The 15,786-nt window shown below is 63.3% G+C and carries 17 protein-coding genes; 9 read left to right on the plus strand and 8 right to left on the minus strand.

What is annotated here, in order from left to right:
- The first annotated feature begins 377 nt into the window (after nucleotides 1–377).
- On the plus strand, nucleotides 378–680 hold the full coding sequence (locus AC07UK_RS13600) for a hypothetical protein (protein WP_494685812.1): 303 nt from the start codon (nucleotides 378–380) through the stop codon (nucleotides 678–680).
- 434 nt (nucleotides 681–1,114) lie between these two features.
- Nucleotides 1,115–2,251, plus strand: a complete 1,137-nt coding sequence (locus AC07UK_RS13605; RefSeq protein WP_494685811.1) for a zinc-binding dehydrogenase — start codon at nucleotides 1,115–1,117, stop codon at nucleotides 2,249–2,251.
- A 1-nt stretch (nucleotide 2,252) separates the two neighbouring features.
- Here AC07UK_RS13605 and AC07UK_RS13610 read toward each other — a convergent pair whose 3' ends face one another.
- The 3 genes from AC07UK_RS13610 to AC07UK_RS13620 form a co-directional block, all read right to left on the minus strand.
- Nucleotides 2,253–2,414, minus strand: coding sequence for a hypothetical protein (locus tag AC07UK_RS13610; RefSeq protein WP_494685810.1), 162 nt, complete (start codon nucleotides 2,412–2,414; stop codon nucleotides 2,253–2,255).
- An 85-nt stretch (nucleotides 2,415–2,499) separates the two neighbouring features.
- Nucleotides 2,500–3,456 (minus strand): Bug family tripartite tricarboxylate transporter substrate binding protein, encoded by a 957-nt coding sequence (locus tag AC07UK_RS13615; protein ID WP_494685809.1) that lies wholly within the window; start codon nucleotides 3,454–3,456, stop codon nucleotides 2,500–2,502.
- Between the two features lie 36 nt (nucleotides 3,457–3,492).
- Entirely contained in the window at nucleotides 3,493–4,641 is a 1,149-nt protein-coding gene (locus tag AC07UK_RS13620; protein WP_494685808.1) for an L-talarate/galactarate dehydratase, read from the minus strand.
- A gap of 268 nt (nucleotides 4,642–4,909) precedes the next feature.
- On the opposite strand from AC07UK_RS13620, the gene AC07UK_RS13625 reads away from it, so the two are divergent.
- From AC07UK_RS13625 to AC07UK_RS13645, 5 genes are all read left to right on the plus strand, one after another.
- Complete coding sequence (locus tag AC07UK_RS13625) at nucleotides 4,910–5,905, plus strand: LacI family DNA-binding transcriptional regulator (protein WP_436223345.1); 996 nt, start codon at nucleotides 4,910–4,912, stop codon at nucleotides 5,903–5,905.
- A 225-nt stretch (nucleotides 5,906–6,130) separates the two neighbouring features.
- Entirely contained in the window at nucleotides 6,131–6,424 is a 294-nt protein-coding gene (locus AC07UK_RS13630) for a hypothetical protein (RefSeq protein ID WP_494685807.1), read from the plus strand.
- Nucleotides 6,425–6,524: 100 nt separating this feature from the next.
- Entirely contained in the window at nucleotides 6,525–6,872 is a 348-nt protein-coding gene (locus AC07UK_RS13635) for an MTH938/NDUFAF3 family protein (protein WP_153954001.1), read from the plus strand.
- Between the two features lie 185 nt (nucleotides 6,873–7,057).
- Nucleotides 7,058–7,342 carry a DUF3303 domain-containing protein gene (locus tag AC07UK_RS13640; protein ID WP_114130888.1) on the plus strand — a complete coding sequence of 95 codons (285 nt, stop codon included), beginning with the start codon at nucleotides 7,058–7,060 and terminating at the stop codon, nucleotides 7,340–7,342.
- A gap of 34 nt (nucleotides 7,343–7,376) precedes the next feature.
- On the plus strand, nucleotides 7,377–8,183 hold the full coding sequence (locus AC07UK_RS13645) for a hypothetical protein (RefSeq protein WP_494685806.1): 807 nt from the start codon (nucleotides 7,377–7,379) through the stop codon (nucleotides 8,181–8,183).
- Between the two features lie 100 nt (nucleotides 8,184–8,283).
- Here the strand turns inward: AC07UK_RS13645 and AC07UK_RS13650 are convergent, their stop codons facing one another.
- Genes AC07UK_RS13650 through AC07UK_RS13660 form a run of 3 tightly spaced genes read right to left on the minus strand, consistent with a single transcriptional unit; the run spans nucleotide 8,284 to nucleotide 11,135 of the window.
- Entirely contained in the window at nucleotides 8,284–9,606 is a 1,323-nt protein-coding gene (locus tag AC07UK_RS13650) for a phosphoribosyltransferase family protein (RefSeq protein ID WP_494685805.1), read from the minus strand.
- A 19-nt stretch (nucleotides 9,607–9,625) separates the two neighbouring features.
- The gene (locus tag AC07UK_RS13655; protein WP_494685804.1) at nucleotides 9,626–10,639 is read right to left on the minus strand and encodes a zinc-dependent alcohol dehydrogenase family protein; all 1,014 of its coding nucleotides are present in this window, start codon (nucleotides 10,637–10,639) and stop codon (nucleotides 9,626–9,628) included.
- Between the two features lie 40 nt (nucleotides 10,640–10,679).
- A complete protein-coding gene (locus AC07UK_RS13660) occupies nucleotides 10,680–11,135 on the minus strand; it encodes a universal stress protein (RefSeq protein WP_436223351.1) in 456 nt (151 codons plus the stop codon).
- A gap of 305 nt (nucleotides 11,136–11,440) precedes the next feature.
- Here AC07UK_RS13660 and AC07UK_RS13665 point away from each other — a divergent pair, with 305 nt between their 5' ends.
- A complete protein-coding gene (locus AC07UK_RS13665) occupies nucleotides 11,441–12,277 on the plus strand; it encodes a universal stress protein (RefSeq protein ID WP_494685803.1) in 837 nt (278 codons plus the stop codon).
- Nucleotides 12,278–12,309: 32 nt separating this feature from the next.
- Entirely contained in the window at nucleotides 12,310–13,152 is an 843-nt protein-coding gene (locus tag AC07UK_RS13670; RefSeq protein ID WP_494685802.1) for a universal stress protein, read from the plus strand.
- Nucleotides 13,153–13,208: 56 nt separating this feature from the next.
- Here AC07UK_RS13670 and AC07UK_RS13675 read toward each other — a convergent pair whose 3' ends face one another.
- Nucleotides 13,209–14,195, minus strand: a complete 987-nt coding sequence (locus tag AC07UK_RS13675; RefSeq protein ID WP_436223354.1) for an acetoacetate decarboxylase (ADC) — start codon at nucleotides 14,193–14,195, stop codon at nucleotides 13,209–13,211.
- Nucleotides 14,196–14,290: 95 nt separating this feature from the next.
- Nucleotides 14,291–15,526 (minus strand): NADH:flavin oxidoreductase/NADH oxidase family protein, encoded by a 1,236-nt coding sequence (locus tag AC07UK_RS13680; protein ID WP_494685801.1) that lies wholly within the window; start codon nucleotides 15,524–15,526, stop codon nucleotides 14,291–14,293.
- Between the last annotated feature and the right edge of the window lie 260 nt (nucleotides 15,527–15,786).

Here is a 15,786-nt window from a genome sequence, read left to right on the forward strand (position 1 = left end):
GAGCCATTTTTCCTGGACGAGACTTTCTTATCAGCCTGAACGCCTCAATTCACTCGGCTTGTTCAGCGTAGCCCTAAACCCGCATTGCGGCTGGCTCCGTCGCGTGCCTGAGTGGACATGCCCTGAAGGATGGCAAGATAAAAGCTCGCCAGCGCGGCGGCGTCCGTGTGCACCGCTTCTTAGCTCCCTGCTACACCGAAGGTGAATCGGGCCGGCCGTCAAGGACGGTGCGGCCCCGGGCCCGTTACTCCCCTTGGTGGCAGGGAAGGCAATCTTCTAGCATAGATACGCTGGCCAAGCGACCGACAAGGCAGGGGGCGCCTGAGATGACGGTTACGAGTCAAGTGACGGTTACGAAGCTTCAGGAGGTAATGGATATGTCTGCCACAAGGATTGAGATGTGCGACCAAGATGGCGACGGGGTATTGACCATTCGGGATGACGGCGCCGCTTTTTCAGGAGTCGCGCTTGAGCTTTCGAATCTTTTCGGTGAAGACGTCGTCGCGGATCTTGACAAGCACCAGTTGCTCAAGTGGTGCGAGATGGTCGCGGCCCACCTTCGCAACCAAGGCGTTGTGCCAAGCGAGTGCGCTTCGGAGGGCTACGTCAATAAAACTAGTCAAAGCCGGACGAAAGAGCAGCCTGGCGTCGAGGAACTTTTGCAGTCGGCGGCATCTTGACTCTGACGAACGCGATACGCTCTGCTGGCAACAGAGCGTCTTTTCGATGGCGCGCATTGCTTGACAATCCCCACCAGCCAGCGATTCCCATCTATCTCCAGGCCTGGCGAGATTTCAGTCTTGCTCGCTTACCGGCGACGGACCGGTCGACGGCCGTTTCCGATCTCTCCTTGCCGGATCGGTTCGAAATTACCGAATATTGGAAGCCCAAATTGTGTGGGGCCCGTGTAGTGGCCAGATCAGGCCTGCAATTCCGCCGCCGACATATCCACCGCTATCAGTGCGATGCATGATGGCCAGTCGGCCGGCGCATGACCTGAATTTCCGGCCCAGTACGGGATTCGCAGGAACTTGCTACATTGCTGACTGCTGGCGAAAACAGCCCCACGCTGCTGCCCCGCTCACCGCAAACCGACAGACCAAGGAAACATCGAATGCACACCGCACTTCAACTTCGTTCGCAAATCAAGAGCAGCGGTGAACTCGAGCTGTCGCTAGACAGCATCGACACGCCGCGCCCTGGCCCGGATGAAGTGCTCATCCGCATTGAAGCTTCTCCCCTCAACCCGTCCGATCTCGGCCTGCTGTTCGGTGCGGCCGACATGAGCACGGCCAAGGCCAGCGGAACGGCCGAGCGCCCCGTAGTCACCGCGCGCGTTCCGGAAGGCGCGATGCGCAGCATGGCGGGCCGCCTGGATGCGTCCATGCCGGTTGGCAACGAGGGCGCGGGCGTGGTCGTCGATGCAGGTTCGTCCCCTGCGGCGCAAGCCTTGATAGGCAAGACCGTGGCTGCCATCGGCGGCGCAATGTACTCGCAGTACCGCTGCATTCCCGCGGACCAGTGCCTGGTCCTGCCCGAAGGCGCCACGCCTGCTGACGGCGCGTCGTCATTCGTCAACCCGCTCACCGCACTGGGCATGGTCGAGACAATGCGGCTCGAAGGACATAGCGCCCTGGTGCACACCGCCGCGGCCTCCAACCTGGGCCAGATGCTCAATCAGATCTGTCTCAAGGATGGCATCAAGCTGGTGAACATCGTGCGCAAGCAAGAGCAGGCGGACCTGCTCAAGGCACAAGGTGCGGTCCACGTCTGCAACGCCGCGTCGCCCACGTTCATGCAGGACCTCACCGAGGCACTCGTCGCCACTGGCGCAACGATCGCGTTCGACGCCACGGGCGGCGGCAAGCTCGGCGGCCAGATCCTCACCTGCATGGAAGCGGCGTTGAACAAGACGGCCCGCGAATACAGCCGCTATGGCTCGACCACCCACAAGCAGGTCTACCTCTACGGCGGCCTGGACACAAGCCCGACCGAGTTCAACCGCAACTTCGGCATGGCGTGGGGCATGGGCGGCTGGCTGCTGTTCCCGTTCCTGCAGAAGATCGGGCGCGAGCGGGCCAACGCGCTGAAGCAACGCGTGGTGGCGGAGCTGAAGACCACCTTTGCCAGCCACTACTCGAAAGAGATCTCGCTGGCCGAGGTGCTGGACCTGGACGTGATCGCCGTCTACAACAAGCGCGCGACGGGGGAGAAGTACCTGATCAATCCGAACAAGGGCCTGGCCGGATAAATCACCCCGGGGCGCCTTGCGCGCCTACCGTGTCAAGAATCAGCCGCTGTGCCACAGCCAGCGGCGCGGTGCTGCCGGCCGGCAATGGGTGAGCGCTTTCCAGTTCCGCGGCGGTGTGGAAGCTCACCCAGGTGCTGCCCTGGCAGTCATCGCGCACCAGCATAGTCCAGTCCGGTTTCCAACCAAAGGGCTAGGGGTGTCATGTCCATTGTGCCCGCCCGTGGAACTGATTCATTCCAGGCTGGGAGTCAATCCCCCGTGATTTTTCCCAGCTCGATTACCTTCTTCCAACGCGAAAACTCCGACGCCTGAAACGCGGCGAATTGTTCTGGCGTATTGGCGACGATCTCGAAGCCGACGTCGAGCAATTTCGACTTGACTGCCGGATCGTTGAGCGCGGCAACGGTGGCGGCGTGCAGCTTTGACTTGATGTCGGCCGGAAGGCCCTTGGGCGCGGCCACTGCTTGCCAGGAGTAGACCGTCACTCCCTTCACGCCGGACTCCTCCATGGTCGGCACGTTGGGCAGGATAGGTGATCGCTTCGTGCTGGTGATGCCCAGCGCGCGCAGCTTGCCCGCCTTGATATGGGGTACAGCGGTATTGATGTTCATGAAGGTGGCATCGACCTGTCCGCCAAGCAGGTCGTTCATCGCCGGCGCACCGCCTTTGTAGGGAACGTGGATGCCGGACGTGCCGGTCTGCTGCCAGAACAGTTCGGCGGTGAGATGGTCGCTCGTGCCATTGCCGGCCGACGCGAATGTCATCTTGCCGGGATTCGCCTTTTCATAGGCGATGACGTCCTGTACGGTCTTGAAGGGGGAATTGGCGGGGACTGCCAGGACGTTCGGCGCCTGCACAGCGACGCTGATGTACTCGAAGTCCTTGAGCGGATCGTAGCCAGCATTCTTCGACAGATGCGGGCCGATGACGAACGGGCCAAGCGACGACACGAAGACCGTGTAGCCATCGGCCGGCGCGCGCTTGACGATGGCGGCGCCGATCATTCCGGCGGCGCCCGGCCGGTTGTCGACCACGAAGCTGCCGCCGAATTCGGCCTGGAACTTCGCGCTCAGGATACGCGCGACGTTGTCTGTCGAGCCTCCGGCAGGGAAAGGGACCAGCACCGTGACGGGCTTCTCCGGCCACGCCGCCTGGACCCCCGTCATGGCAACCGTCAACAGCATGGACGCAATTAGTTTTCTCATATTCTGTCTCCTCTGGGTGCGGTAAGGCGGGATACGTCAGTTGCGCTGGCCGAATTCGGCCTGGTGGCCGGTCCAGGCGCGGGCTTGTTCGCTGATGGTGACCCCGAGGCCCGGCCTCGTCGGCACGATGATCCGTCCGTCGCGAATCTCCAGTCGCTCGTTGAACAGGGGCTCGAGCCAGTCGAAGTGCTCGACCCAGGGCTCGCGAGGGTAGGCCGCGGCAAGGTGCACGTGCAGTTCCATGGCAAAGTGCGGCGCAATCATCAGGCCCGCATGCTCGGCCAGCGCGGCGACCTTGAGGAACGGCGTGATGCCGCCCACCCGCGGCGCGTCCGGCATCAGGTAGTCCGCCGCGCGATGGCGGATCAGCTCGCAGTGTTCGGCCGCGCTCGTCAGCATTTCGCCGGTCGCGATCGGCGTGTCGAACTGCGTCGCCAGCGCGGCGTGGCCCTCGTGGTCATAGGCATCCAGCGGCTCCTCGATCCAGACGAGGTTGAAGGACTCGAAGGTGCGGCACATGCGTTGCGCCGTGGGGCGGTCCCACTGCTGGTTTGCGTCGACCATCAGCGGCACCGCGTCGCCGAGTTGCTCGCGCACGGCCGCCACGCGCCGGATGTCGAGCGCGCCGTCAGGCTGCCCAACCTTGAGCTTGATCCCGCCGATGCCACGCTCTACCGAAGCCGCCGCGTTGACCAGCAACTGGTCCAGCGGCGTGTGCAGGAAGCCACCGGAGGTGTTGTAGCAGCGTACGGCATCCCGATGGGCACCCAGCAGCTTTGCCAGCGACAGGTCTGCCCGCTTCGCCTTCAGGTCCCAGAGCGCGACATCGAATGCCCCGATGGCCTGCGTCGACAGCCCGCTGCGCCCGACCGACGCACCGGCCCAGCAGAGCTTGTCCCACAGTTTCGCGATGTCATTGGGGTCTTCGCCGATCAATGCCGGGGCGATTTCGCTGGCGTGGGCAAACTGCCCGGGCCCGCCGGCGCGCTTGGCGTAGCTGAAGCCGATACCTTCATGGCCCTGGGCGGTCCGGATCTCGGAAAAGAGGATGGCCACCTCGGTCATCGGCTTCTGGCGGCCGGTCAGAACCTTGGCGTCGCTGATCGGCGTGGCCAGCGGGAGATAGCACGACGAGAGCCGGATCGAGGCAATGGTGTCGGAAGAAGCAGTGGTAGGGGTCGTCATGGGATGCCTGCAATGAGAAGAAGGGACCTGGCAATGGTATCGAGCCGTCACGTCGCGCGAGGATGATATGATAACGTTATCATTTCTGGGCGAACGAGATTGATATAATCAGTGTGCCGGTCGCCGTGAAATGCTAGGTGCGGCCCCGCAAATCCACCGGACAATCCGGTGACCGACGGGGTGGAGGAAATGCTAACGTTGTCATTTTGGCGCGTCAACCGGCGTCATGCAAAAGGCCGGTAGCGATTTACCCTGAGTCAGGAACCGAATGTCGAATACTGATGGACCGAAATCCGTCACGCTGCACGACGTGGCGCGGGAGGCCGGCGTCTCATTGATCACCGCCTCGCGCGCGCTCAGCAACCCCGGCATGGTGTCGGAAAAGACCATCGCGCGGGTGCTTCGGGCCGTGGAAGTGACGGGCTACATCCCCAACCTGCTGGCGGGTGGGCTGAAGTCGAAACGTAGCCTGATGGTGGCCGCGCTCGTGCCGAACATCGCGGTGGCGCAGTTCCTGCCAACCGTCAAAGCGTTGACCGATGCGCTCGACGCTGCGGGCTACCAGTTGATCCTGGGGCAGACCGGTTATGACCATGCGCGCGAGGAAGCCCTGCTCGGCACCATGATCAGCCGCCGTCCAGACGGGATCGTCGTCACCGGGCTGGTTCACTCGCAGGCGGCCCGCGAGCGTCTGCGCCGTGCCGGCATCCCGGTCGTCGAGACTTGGGATCTCAGCGACCGTCCGGTCGATATGGCCGTGGGCTTCTCGCATATCAAGGTGGGCAGTGCCATTGCAGGCTACTTCCTCGGCAAGGGTTGGCGCCGGCTGGGCATTGCAACCGGTGACGATCACCGCGCATCGGTGCGGCGCGAGGGCTTTGTCTCGACGATTGGGCACGACGTCCCCACGGTCATTGTGCCGGCGCCGAGCAGTCTGGCCCTGGGTCGCCAGGCCCTCGCCGATCTCCTGGAGAAGGATCCGAAGATCAGAGCCATCTATTGCAGCTCCGATCAGCTCGCGCAAGGTGTCATGGTCGAAGCGCTCGCGCGCGGGCTGCGCATCCCCGAGGACCTGGCGGTCTGTGGCTTCGGCGATGCCGATTTCGCCGCACACCTGAATCCGTCTCTGACGACCGTGCATGTTGACGGGGCCGCCATAGGCACACTGGCAGCTCGCCTGCTGGTGGACCGCTGCCATGGCCAGGCAGCAGCCCAGCCTGTGATCGACGTGGGGTTTCGCATCGTCGAACGCGGGTCGACATGACGTGAACATTGATGCAGGCGATGAAGACAGGCAAACGATCGGCGGGACCGGTCGTGCTGCGGCCCGAAGCAGGGAAGTTGTAGTCCTGCCGCCATGCGGCGATGAGGATACGCTCTTGTCGACTTTCACGGCGGCCCTAAGTGTGCCGGTCAACGCTCCAAATTGACGCGCCGAAAGATCAGGTGCAACCTTCCATCATCTTCCGCCTCCGCACCGGAGCCCGCCATGACCTCCCAACAATTCCGAGCGTTCAAGGCAAACCTGGCAATGTTGCTACGCGACATGCCGATCGGAACCACTGCCGATTTCTCCGACGTGGCCGTTGCCTACTGGGATGGCACGCAGGTGATCGGCGCTTATTTGCGCGACGGCGGGCGGCTGGATGAGGACTTCGAGTTCGACGAGAACGTGTGGGAGAGCTGGCACGACGAACTAGTCGGCTGGCAGGCCAACCCGACCTTCACCGAACGCGAGGAACTGAAGGCCAGCCTGCAGCACCCCGCGCAACGCGCCGGATGACCGCACCACCTCGCCAGCCCGTCTGCCGACCACAGCGGGCGCACGCAAAGGCCAGCCACCGCGCACAGCAACGCGCACCCAAATCGCAGAGGAGCTCTAAATGCGGTTTGAATCATTCTCCTTCGGCACTATCAGTATCGACGGCGTCACATACAACCACGACGTAGTCATCGACCACGGCAAGGTCCACAAACGCAGGAAGGGCCCCTCCAAGCCATTCCGCGAAGCTTTCGGCCACACGCCGCTGTCGATCCAGGAAGACATCCCCTGGAACTGCAGCAAACTCGTGGTCGGCACCGGAACCGGCGCGTTGCCGGTGATGGACGAGGTGAAGCGCGAGGCAAAACGGCGCCATGTCGAGCTGGTCATCCAGCCGACAGCCGACGCCATCAAGACGCTCGCGTCGAACCCCAAAGGCGCCAACGCGATCCTGCACCTCACCTGCTAGCGCCGCCAGCCGTCCGCGTCGGTTGACAGGCGTCGGGCGGCGTCCGTTCCGGGCATCCCGACAGGTCACAAACTCCCCCATTTCGCCACGCGCGCAGACGCGCGCGCTCGATCGCATCCGCATGGCGCGCCGGAACGTATATAGAAGTAGGAGGAGGTGAGACACCACCATCAGGAGATGCCGCCATGAAATTCATGATGACCTTCCATTGGGCTCCGGATAAGGAGCAGCGCGCCGAAGCGATCGAGCGCTTTCTGCGAACCGGCGGGCTACCGCCGGAGGGCGTCCAGTTGCTGGGCAGATGGACCAGCGCCGATCTCGGGTCGGGCTTCGATCTGCTCGAAACCGACGATGCGGCCAAGCTCACCGAGTTCGCCTATCAGTGGAGTGATCTGATGGAGCTCGAGATCATGCCGGTCCTGGAAGATGCTGAGCTGGCCGCCGTCTTCGGGCGGGTAGCCAAGAAATAGACCACGCGCTTGTTGCGTAGCAACGCGATTCGACATGTACACACCCCGGCACGCCTCCCTTCGCGGCCTGAGGCGCTATCCGACTGCTGCCCGGCCAGGACGTTCGAGACGGACGATCCTGGTCGCGCTTTTGCTACTGATCGGCTATGCCGCAGCCGATCTTTTCTGGCCATGGCACCGCGACCTGGGCCGCTTCGATCCGATCGCGACCGGCACGCTGGAAACGAGGATGTGGCACTCGTACTACGATCGCCGACCCGTCTCGCTCTTCCTTGAACTGGCGCAGACCCTGCGCACGCAGTATCGGTTTCCGTGGCTGAGGTCGTACGTCGGCGCCTATTACGGCGCCTCCGCCGCCTTCACCTTCAAAGAGGGGAAGCAGCGCACCGACTACGAAAAGGCGTTGCCCGCGCTGCAGACCTATTTCACCCTGATCCACAACACGGGGGACCGCAACTTCGACATCGCCCGAACCACCAGGCTGGAACTGGAATGGTGGATCGTGCATCGTGAGCATGAGCGTTATGGGCCCGATGCGTTGACCAACGCTTGCGCGGAAGCCGCGGCGTCGCTGTACATGGTGCCCGCGAATGCCACGCGCGAACACGGGCGGCTGCGCGCGCAAGCGATGCTGCTTCGCGATGCTCGCGCAGAAGCGGGCGACATGACGGACGCGGACTGGGCAATCATCCAATCGATGCTGCACCAGAGCTATCAGTCGCTAAACCATGTGGTCTCATCGCTGCCGCTGCGGCAAGCCGGCCGTGAGCTGCGAGGCGGGCGTCGATTCCTCGAGCAGAGCGCTGCTACGTCTCCACCGCAGGGTGGTAGTCCCGGCTAAGTGCCGCTAACAAGACCTTCGAAGCCGAAATCCTCGCGCACGATCAGCGACGCTGAGCCTCACGCATCAGGCGCAGCCCAGCGTAACCCCAGAGGCATTGTCATCCGCCGTAACCCAGGCCGAGAGGAGATGGGGCCGCAAGGTGCCGCTCGAACCAGCCTATCGTGAGTGCCGCGATGTCTTCCAGTGCCCTGGGGTCTTCAAATCCGCGGCCGCTGGTCGGGATGAGCCTCAGTTGCCGCGGACAATGCATTTGTTCGAATGCAAGATTATTGATCTGAATGTCTTTCGGATTGCCGCTGGCACATATCAGCAAGGCGGGGATTTCGAGCTGCTGCAGGGTTGCGCTTCCCGCGAGATCCAACCGCCCCGCAACACAGGCTACAGCGCTGAGTTGCGTCGCGCTGCACGCGGCCGAGCGCAGGGCTGCCGCCGCTGCGGTGCCGGTACTGAGCAGGCCCACAGGCAAGCTTGCGCAGGGCGTCCCAGTACGCAGGAAGCTCAAGGTCTGGTCCAGTCTTGCCACCAGCTCATCGACGTCCGATTCCGGTGCGTCGTCGACGCGGCTGTCAGGCTGCAAGTCTACGAGCAAGGTGGCGAATCCTTTCGCGCGTAGCTTGCGTGCCAGGTAATGGCTGCGGGCTGCGCGGCGTTGCGCGCCACCGGCATGCACCATCACCGCGACGCCGATCGGGTTCGGCGCCGATTCGAGCATGGCCCGGAGCCGAGTCGTCTGATACGGAATCAGCATCGCCTTGCTCAACGACGGCACGCCCGCCACCGCACCTGGCCGGGCGCGGGTCTGGGGTTGCGCTGGCGGTATCCCTGTCAACTGCCGGACGCGGTCGTCGCTGACCAGCTGGAACTCATGATAGAAGTGCGCGAGGTTTTCGATACGGTCGGGTGTATCCAGGCAGATGACTTCGTCGGCCAGCGCGCGGACCCGGTCCAGCCCGGCTGGGGTGGCGATCGGGAGCGCGCATATGAGCCGGGCAGGGTGCCGCTTGCGCAGGCTTGCGAGGGCCGCATACATCGTTGCGCCGCTCACCAGGCCGTCATCCACGACGATCACCACGCGACCGCCCGGATCTGCCAGCTTGCGAACCGGCGTATACACGGCGCGCTGCCTGCGAAGCTGGTCGAACTGGGCATCACGCTGGCTGCTGGCGCCGCCATTTGCGTTCATTGCGTCCGTGCACCATGTCGCGCCAGAGTCGTCCAGTGCTACGCCAGGAGCGATCCTGCGCGCCATCACCAGGTCGAAGTCAGCGCCCAGTGCGTCGGCCACAACGCGCCCGACCGGCACGCCGCCGCGCGGAATCGCCAGGACCAGGGCACCGGTTCCCCGATACGCGCGCAACGCCCAGGCCAGTTCCGAGCCCGCATGCTCACGCGCCTGAAAACGTGTCTGGTATCGGCTCATCGATCTATCTGCCAGGAATCTATTGACGGAGTTTCAGGACGGCGGCGCCGGTAAGCCGGCCCTCGCGCAGGTCGGCAAGCGCTTCGTTGGCCTGCTCCAACGGATACGCGGTGGTGTGCGTATGCAGCGGGGTCCGGGCGGCGATATCCATCAGCGCGATGCCGTCGGCACGCGTGAGGTTGGCTACGGAACACAGGCGCCTTTCTTCCCAAAGCAGCTGGTAAGGCATGCCTGGGATATCGCTCATATGAATTCCGCCACAGACCACGATGCCACCTTTGTCCACGGCGCGCAGCGCCTTGGGAACCAGCGCGCCCACCGGGGCGAAAATCAGCGCGGCGTCCAGCGGCACGGGCGACTGGAGGTCGCTCGAGCCGGCCCAGCACGCGCCGGACTGGTATGCGAGTTGCTGCGCGCCTGCGTCGCCCGCGCGGGTGAAGGCGTAGACTTCGCGGCCTTGCGCCACCGCGATCTGCGTCACCAGGTGGGCGGCGGCGCCGAAGCCGTAGATGCCGATGCGGTGTGCCTGGCTGGCCGCGCCCGCCATGCGCAGCGTCCGGTAGCCGATCAGGCCGGCGCAGAGTAGTGGTGCGGCATGTTCGTCATCGTAGCCAGGCGGAATCGGGAAGCAATAGCCGCTGTCGGCAATAACGTACTCCGCATAGCCGCCATCGCGGGTATAGCCAGTGAATAGCGGCGCGTCGCAAAGATTCTCGTGATGACGCAGGCAGTAACGACAACGGCCACAGGTATGTCCGAGCCAGGGCACACCCACGCGGTCGCCCGGCTTGAAGGCGGTGACACCGGCGCCGCACGAATCCACCTGTCCGACGATTTCATGCCCCGGGATGAGCACCGGCTTGGGATGGCGCAGGTCGCCGTCGGCGATATGCAGGTCGGTCCGGCACACCCCGCAAGCCCCCACGGCAATGCGAACTTCGCCGGGCCCCGGGTCGGGAACCGGCAAGTTTTGAAGGCGCAGCGGCAGGCCCGCGCCCTCAAGGACCATCGCACGCATGGTTTGGTGGGGCATGGCCTGGCACTCCTACGCCGCCCGTGGCGCCGTGGCGCGCCTAACCTTCGACTTCGCTGCGGACCAGGAGCACGGGCTTGCTGGTCTTGGCAAGCACGCCTTCCGACACGCTGCCCATCAGCAGGCGCCGGACGCCGCGGCGGCCGTGGGTGCCAAGCACGATCAGGTCGGCATTCCACGCATCGGCTTCGGTGACAATGGTCAGCGAGATCCGGCCGGGCGCCACCGGCTTTTCATCCAGTTTCACTGAGTTGCGCACGCCTGCTTCGCCGAGCCTGGCCGAGGCGGCATCCAGCGCCTTGCGGCCGTGCGCGGTGATGTTGTCGATCAGTTCCTTGGGGTTGAAGTAACTAGCCTCGAAGAACACATCGCTGTCGTCTACCACGAACAACGCCTTGACCTCGGCCCCGGTTGCCTTGGCGATGATGATGGCCTGGCTCAGTGCCAGGTCGGAAGAACGGCTGCCGTCGACAGCGAGCAGGATGCGCTGGTACATGATGGGTCTCCTGAGGGGCAAGGGTGTGCTCAATGTTGCGATTCGCTGCATTCAGCGTAGGCGCCGGCCTCGATACGCGCTTGATATATGTCAACCCGAAGAGGCAGGCGCGGCGAGTAATTGACCGCAAACAGAAGTGATGGCCGGACGGCTTGACGGCTCCGCAACCTTTGCTCGCAGTAGCCTCCACCGCACATCAGGGCGATACGTGAGCCATGTCGCTGCAGGCCAGGCCCGTTGATCCGGGTCAAGCGCCGGCCGGCCTTGCTGCCTAGACTGGTCTGTAGTCGAGCGAGAGGGCGATCATGGCTTACGACAGCATCCTGGTTCATCTGGACAGCAATCCGCAGGCACGGCAGCGGCTTGAAGTGGCGGGGCGCCTTGCGGCGGCCAGCCAGTGCCGGCTGATCGGCATGTACGCCGGTTTCATTCCCGATCCTGCCTGGTTCTACCTCATGGACGGCGCACAGCAATATGTTGCGGACGACCTGGCCCGGCGCAAGCAGATCAGGGAAGACGTCCGGGCGCAGTTTCTGGCTGCAACCCAGGCCATGCAAGTGCGCGCGGAGTGGCGCGCTGCGGAGCTGGGGGCGGTGGCATCCGTGCTGCGCGAGGCCCGCGAGGCCGGCCTGGTCGTTGCCGGCCAGTACGACCCCGGCAATACCGAAGGTCCGGTGGCCCGGCAGCTGCTGGAATCGCTGCTGCTGGAGACCGGCCGACCGACGCTCGTAGTGCCGTGCACGGGCACGTTTCCAACGCTGGGTACGCGCGTTATCGTGGCGTGGAATGGCAGCCGCGAGGCGGCGCGGGCGCTGCACGACGCGGTTCCGCTGATAGCCGGCGCACAGGCGCGCATTCTTTGCGCACAGACCGCGGCCAAGGAGGCAAGAGCCGACGCCACCCCGGTCGGCCACGCCGCACGCGTGCTGGAGCGCCACGGCGTCGCCGTGGAAATCGAACACGGTCCCGGTGGGGCTGACCTGACCATCGGCGAACTCATCCTTTCGCGCGCGGCGGATTTCAATGCCGACCTGATCGTGATGGGTGCCTACGGACACGGTCGCATGCGGGAACTGGTGCTGGGCGGTGTCACGCATACGCTGCTTGACTCGATGACGGCACCGGTGCTGTTTTCACGATGATGCGAACTTAAACCAAAGAGTGGAATCACGTCATGGACTTCAGAACCATCCTTGTCGACCTCAGCGAAGATGCTGCACGGTCCGCGCGCATTGAAACGGCGGCACGGCTTGCCGAAAAGTCCGGCGGCAGCGTGGTCGGACTGACGGCAACAGGAACGCACCTGGAGCCGTTTCGTGGGGCGGGCGAAGAAGCGGGGCAATACGCTGTGCTGGCCGCGGGCCATTTGCACAAACTGGCTGCGGCTCACAGGAACGCACTCGAAACGCTGACCAGGCAAGTGTCGCCGGCCATTCCCACCCGGCACATCGTTGTCGACGCCGAGTCTGGCTGGGCGCTTGCCGACGAGGGCCGCTTCGCCGATATCATCCTGCCCGCATCGCCCTCGGCGCAGGCCGATGTGCCGGCTTTGCTGGCCGGGGCCGCTGAGTATGCGATGCTCAATGCAGGCCGGCCCATCCTGCTGGTGCCGGGCGCATCCGTCCCGAGAATTGGTGGCCATGTTGCCATCGCATGGAACGGCGGCCGGGAGGCCGCGCGCGCGGTCGCGGACGCACTGCCGTGGCTTGTGCATGCCAGCGCCGTTACCGTCCTGGTGGTCAGCGCTGGCAAGCACAGCACTGCCGGTGAGAAAGCGGCCTATCGAGACAGCGCGGATCGGCTGACAGCGTGGCTGCTCAGCCATGGCATCCGCGCCAGTCTGCTGGTCGGGGAGGGCGATCCCGACCACGTGCTGCCACAACTTGCGGCCAAGGTTCAGGCCGACCTGCTGGTCGCCGGCGGCTATGGGCGCTCCCGGCTGAGGGAGCTTGTGCTGGGGGGCACGACCCGCGCCCTGCTGCGCCAGTCAGGCTTGCCAGTCTTCATGTCGCACTGAGGGGAACCCTCCCGGGCGATTGGGGCTACCGGCGTCGACTCAACGACAAGAAGGGATCACAGCGACTTGGGGGAATATAGCGCGCTTTGGAATTCTGGCACGTACTCGTATTTCATCATCTTCCCCAGTTTCAGCGCCTTAATGTACGTCGACAAGCTCCCCTCGGTAAGCGTGAGGTTCACCGACTCCGCATTTGTGCTGGAGGTGTGACTAAGCTGACGAGAAATCGCATAACCTGTAGTCAATCGCCCATTCTGATCGACATTGGTAAAGCTGTTCGTGACCATTGAGGTCTTGCTCGAAAGGTCCCCCAGCTTCTTGGTTTCAAGGGTGACATCGACCTTGCCCGTTTCGCTGTCAAGAATCTCGACGACAACCGATTTATCGGTTTCCCGGTAGTTTATTCCGGTCAGCCATTTGGGTAGGTTGTAGCCCACCACCCCCCGTACCCTGGCGAGTTCGGTATTTACCGGAAGCTTCAGTACGTAGCCCCAGAAATCGTTCGACATTGCCTGGTTCATCAGGGTAAGCGGTCCAAGATTGGAGCTACCCGGCCGATTTGTGATGACGGAAAGGCCAATCTCGTTGTAGCTGTCGTTGTCGCAATAGCCATATGAGTAGGCGGTGAGTGCGATGAGGCCTCTGCCCGGCCAGACCTGAAGTGGTTGAACCTTCTCCAGGACTTGAGCAGGCATCAATTCCCGCAGCTTGTCCAAGTCGGCGGTGAAGATTGCCGTCACCCTGCTGTTCTTGTAGTAGAAGTTTGGCGAGTAGGATTCAAAGCCAATATCTACCTTCTCCTTCTTGAGTTCCTTGAACCAGCTCAAGTCAACGTCTGGAGCTTCCTGCTGAATGACGGAAAGCGGAGGATTCGAGCGATAGCGGTCATACAGCCCGCCTCTGACCACGGGAACCTCATGTCCTGCGAGGTTGATGGTTGTGCTTTCAGTTTGCATAGTTTTCGATGTGCCATCGGCCCATGAAGGATTCAAGAGGACGCACAGGATTACACCTGCTGTAGCCGCAAGACTTCTGATTTTCATATGACGATACTTTGATGTTTAAGTTGGAATAGCCTGCGGGCCCAGACATGGGGTCCGAAAGGTCTCGAGATCAGCTTGCAGAGTTGTCTGGTCTGTCAGCCATGGGCGCGCTGCCCCACCCAGCGCCGGTATCGACGGACGCGGCAGGCGTTGGACACCTGCTGCAGGATCAGCGCACGCAGCGGTGACACCTTGGGATCAGTGGCCTTGCCTCGGCCAAGCTTGCGCAGTTGAAACTTGACTGCCGCCATGTTGGCCAACGAGGCCAGCGGCTTGTTCTTCCAGCTTATCGGGAGCAACGCAGGCGCACTGTCTTTGCCGGCACGCCAATCGCGCGGCAGATTGGGGTCGATGGCCAGGGCAGTACCGATGCCAACCATGTCCACGCCGCTCTTGACCACTTGCTCGGCCACCGGCCGACGGCGAATGCCGCCTGTGACCATGACTGGCATTTTTGCCACTGCGCGGAGGTCGCGGGCGAACTCTGCAAAGTAGGCCTCGCGGGCGAGCGTGCGGCCGTCGCGGGCTTCACCCTGCATGGCCGGGGCCTCGTAGCTGCCTCCCGACAACTCGACCAGGTCAACGGCCAACTCGTTGAGCATCTTCACAACCTGGTGGGCGTCATCCACGCTGAAGCCACCACGCTGGAAGTCGGCAGAGTTCAGCTTGACAGCAACCGCGAAGCCGGGTGAAACCACGGCGCGTACGGCCTTGACGATCTCAAAGAGCAGGCGAGCGCGGTTCTCCAGCGGGCCACCCCACGCATCCGTTCTCTGGTTGCTCAAAGGCGAGAGAAATTGGCTCAGCAGATAGCCGTGCGCCGCGTGAATCTCGACGCCAGTGAAACCCGCTTGTTCCCCCAGCTGCGCCGTGCGGGCAAAACGCCGGATCACGTCCTCGATGACCTCCTGCGTCATCGCCTGCGGCGTGTTGAAGTGCTTGGACATGTTGCCCAGGTTCATTGGCACAGCAGAGGGGGCCCAAGTGGGCTGCCCCAGGTTGGCAGGCATCTGGCGGCCGGGATGGTTGATCTGCAGCCAGAACTGCGCTCCCTTGGATCGCCCGACCTGCGCCCAGCGCTTGAACCGGTCCAGGTGCCTGGCGTCTTCCAGCACGACGCCGCCGGGCCCCGTCATGGCACGGCTGTCCACCATCACATTGCCCGTTATCAGCAGGCCGGCACCCCCCTCTGCCCAAGCCCTGTACAGGCGCATCAGCTCCTCGGAGGGCGCGTGGTCAGCGTCCGCCATGTTCTCTTCCATGGCGGCTTTGGCGATTCGGTTCGGAACACTTGAACCGTTACGAAGAATCAACTTGTCGAACACGTTCATGGGGCCACCTCGTTTGATCGAGGCTCGACTTTAAGGTTGAAGTAAACTTTAATGTCAAGACCCTTTTTGAGGTGATGTATGAGCGGCGCCGTGCGTGGCAGCGAGACGTGGACGCCGAACGGCGGCTATTGCAGCCCGTAGCTTTTTTCGCGCTGACGGTACCTGTTAAATGAAAAAGGCTCGCCACAAATCGTGGCGAGCAGGACTGCGTTTTCCTTCTTCTTCACTGCAGCGCGGTCGAGCGACCTGAATGGCATCGC

It is taken from the genome of Cupriavidus sp. GW821-FHT07C08 (assembly GCF_059419025.1).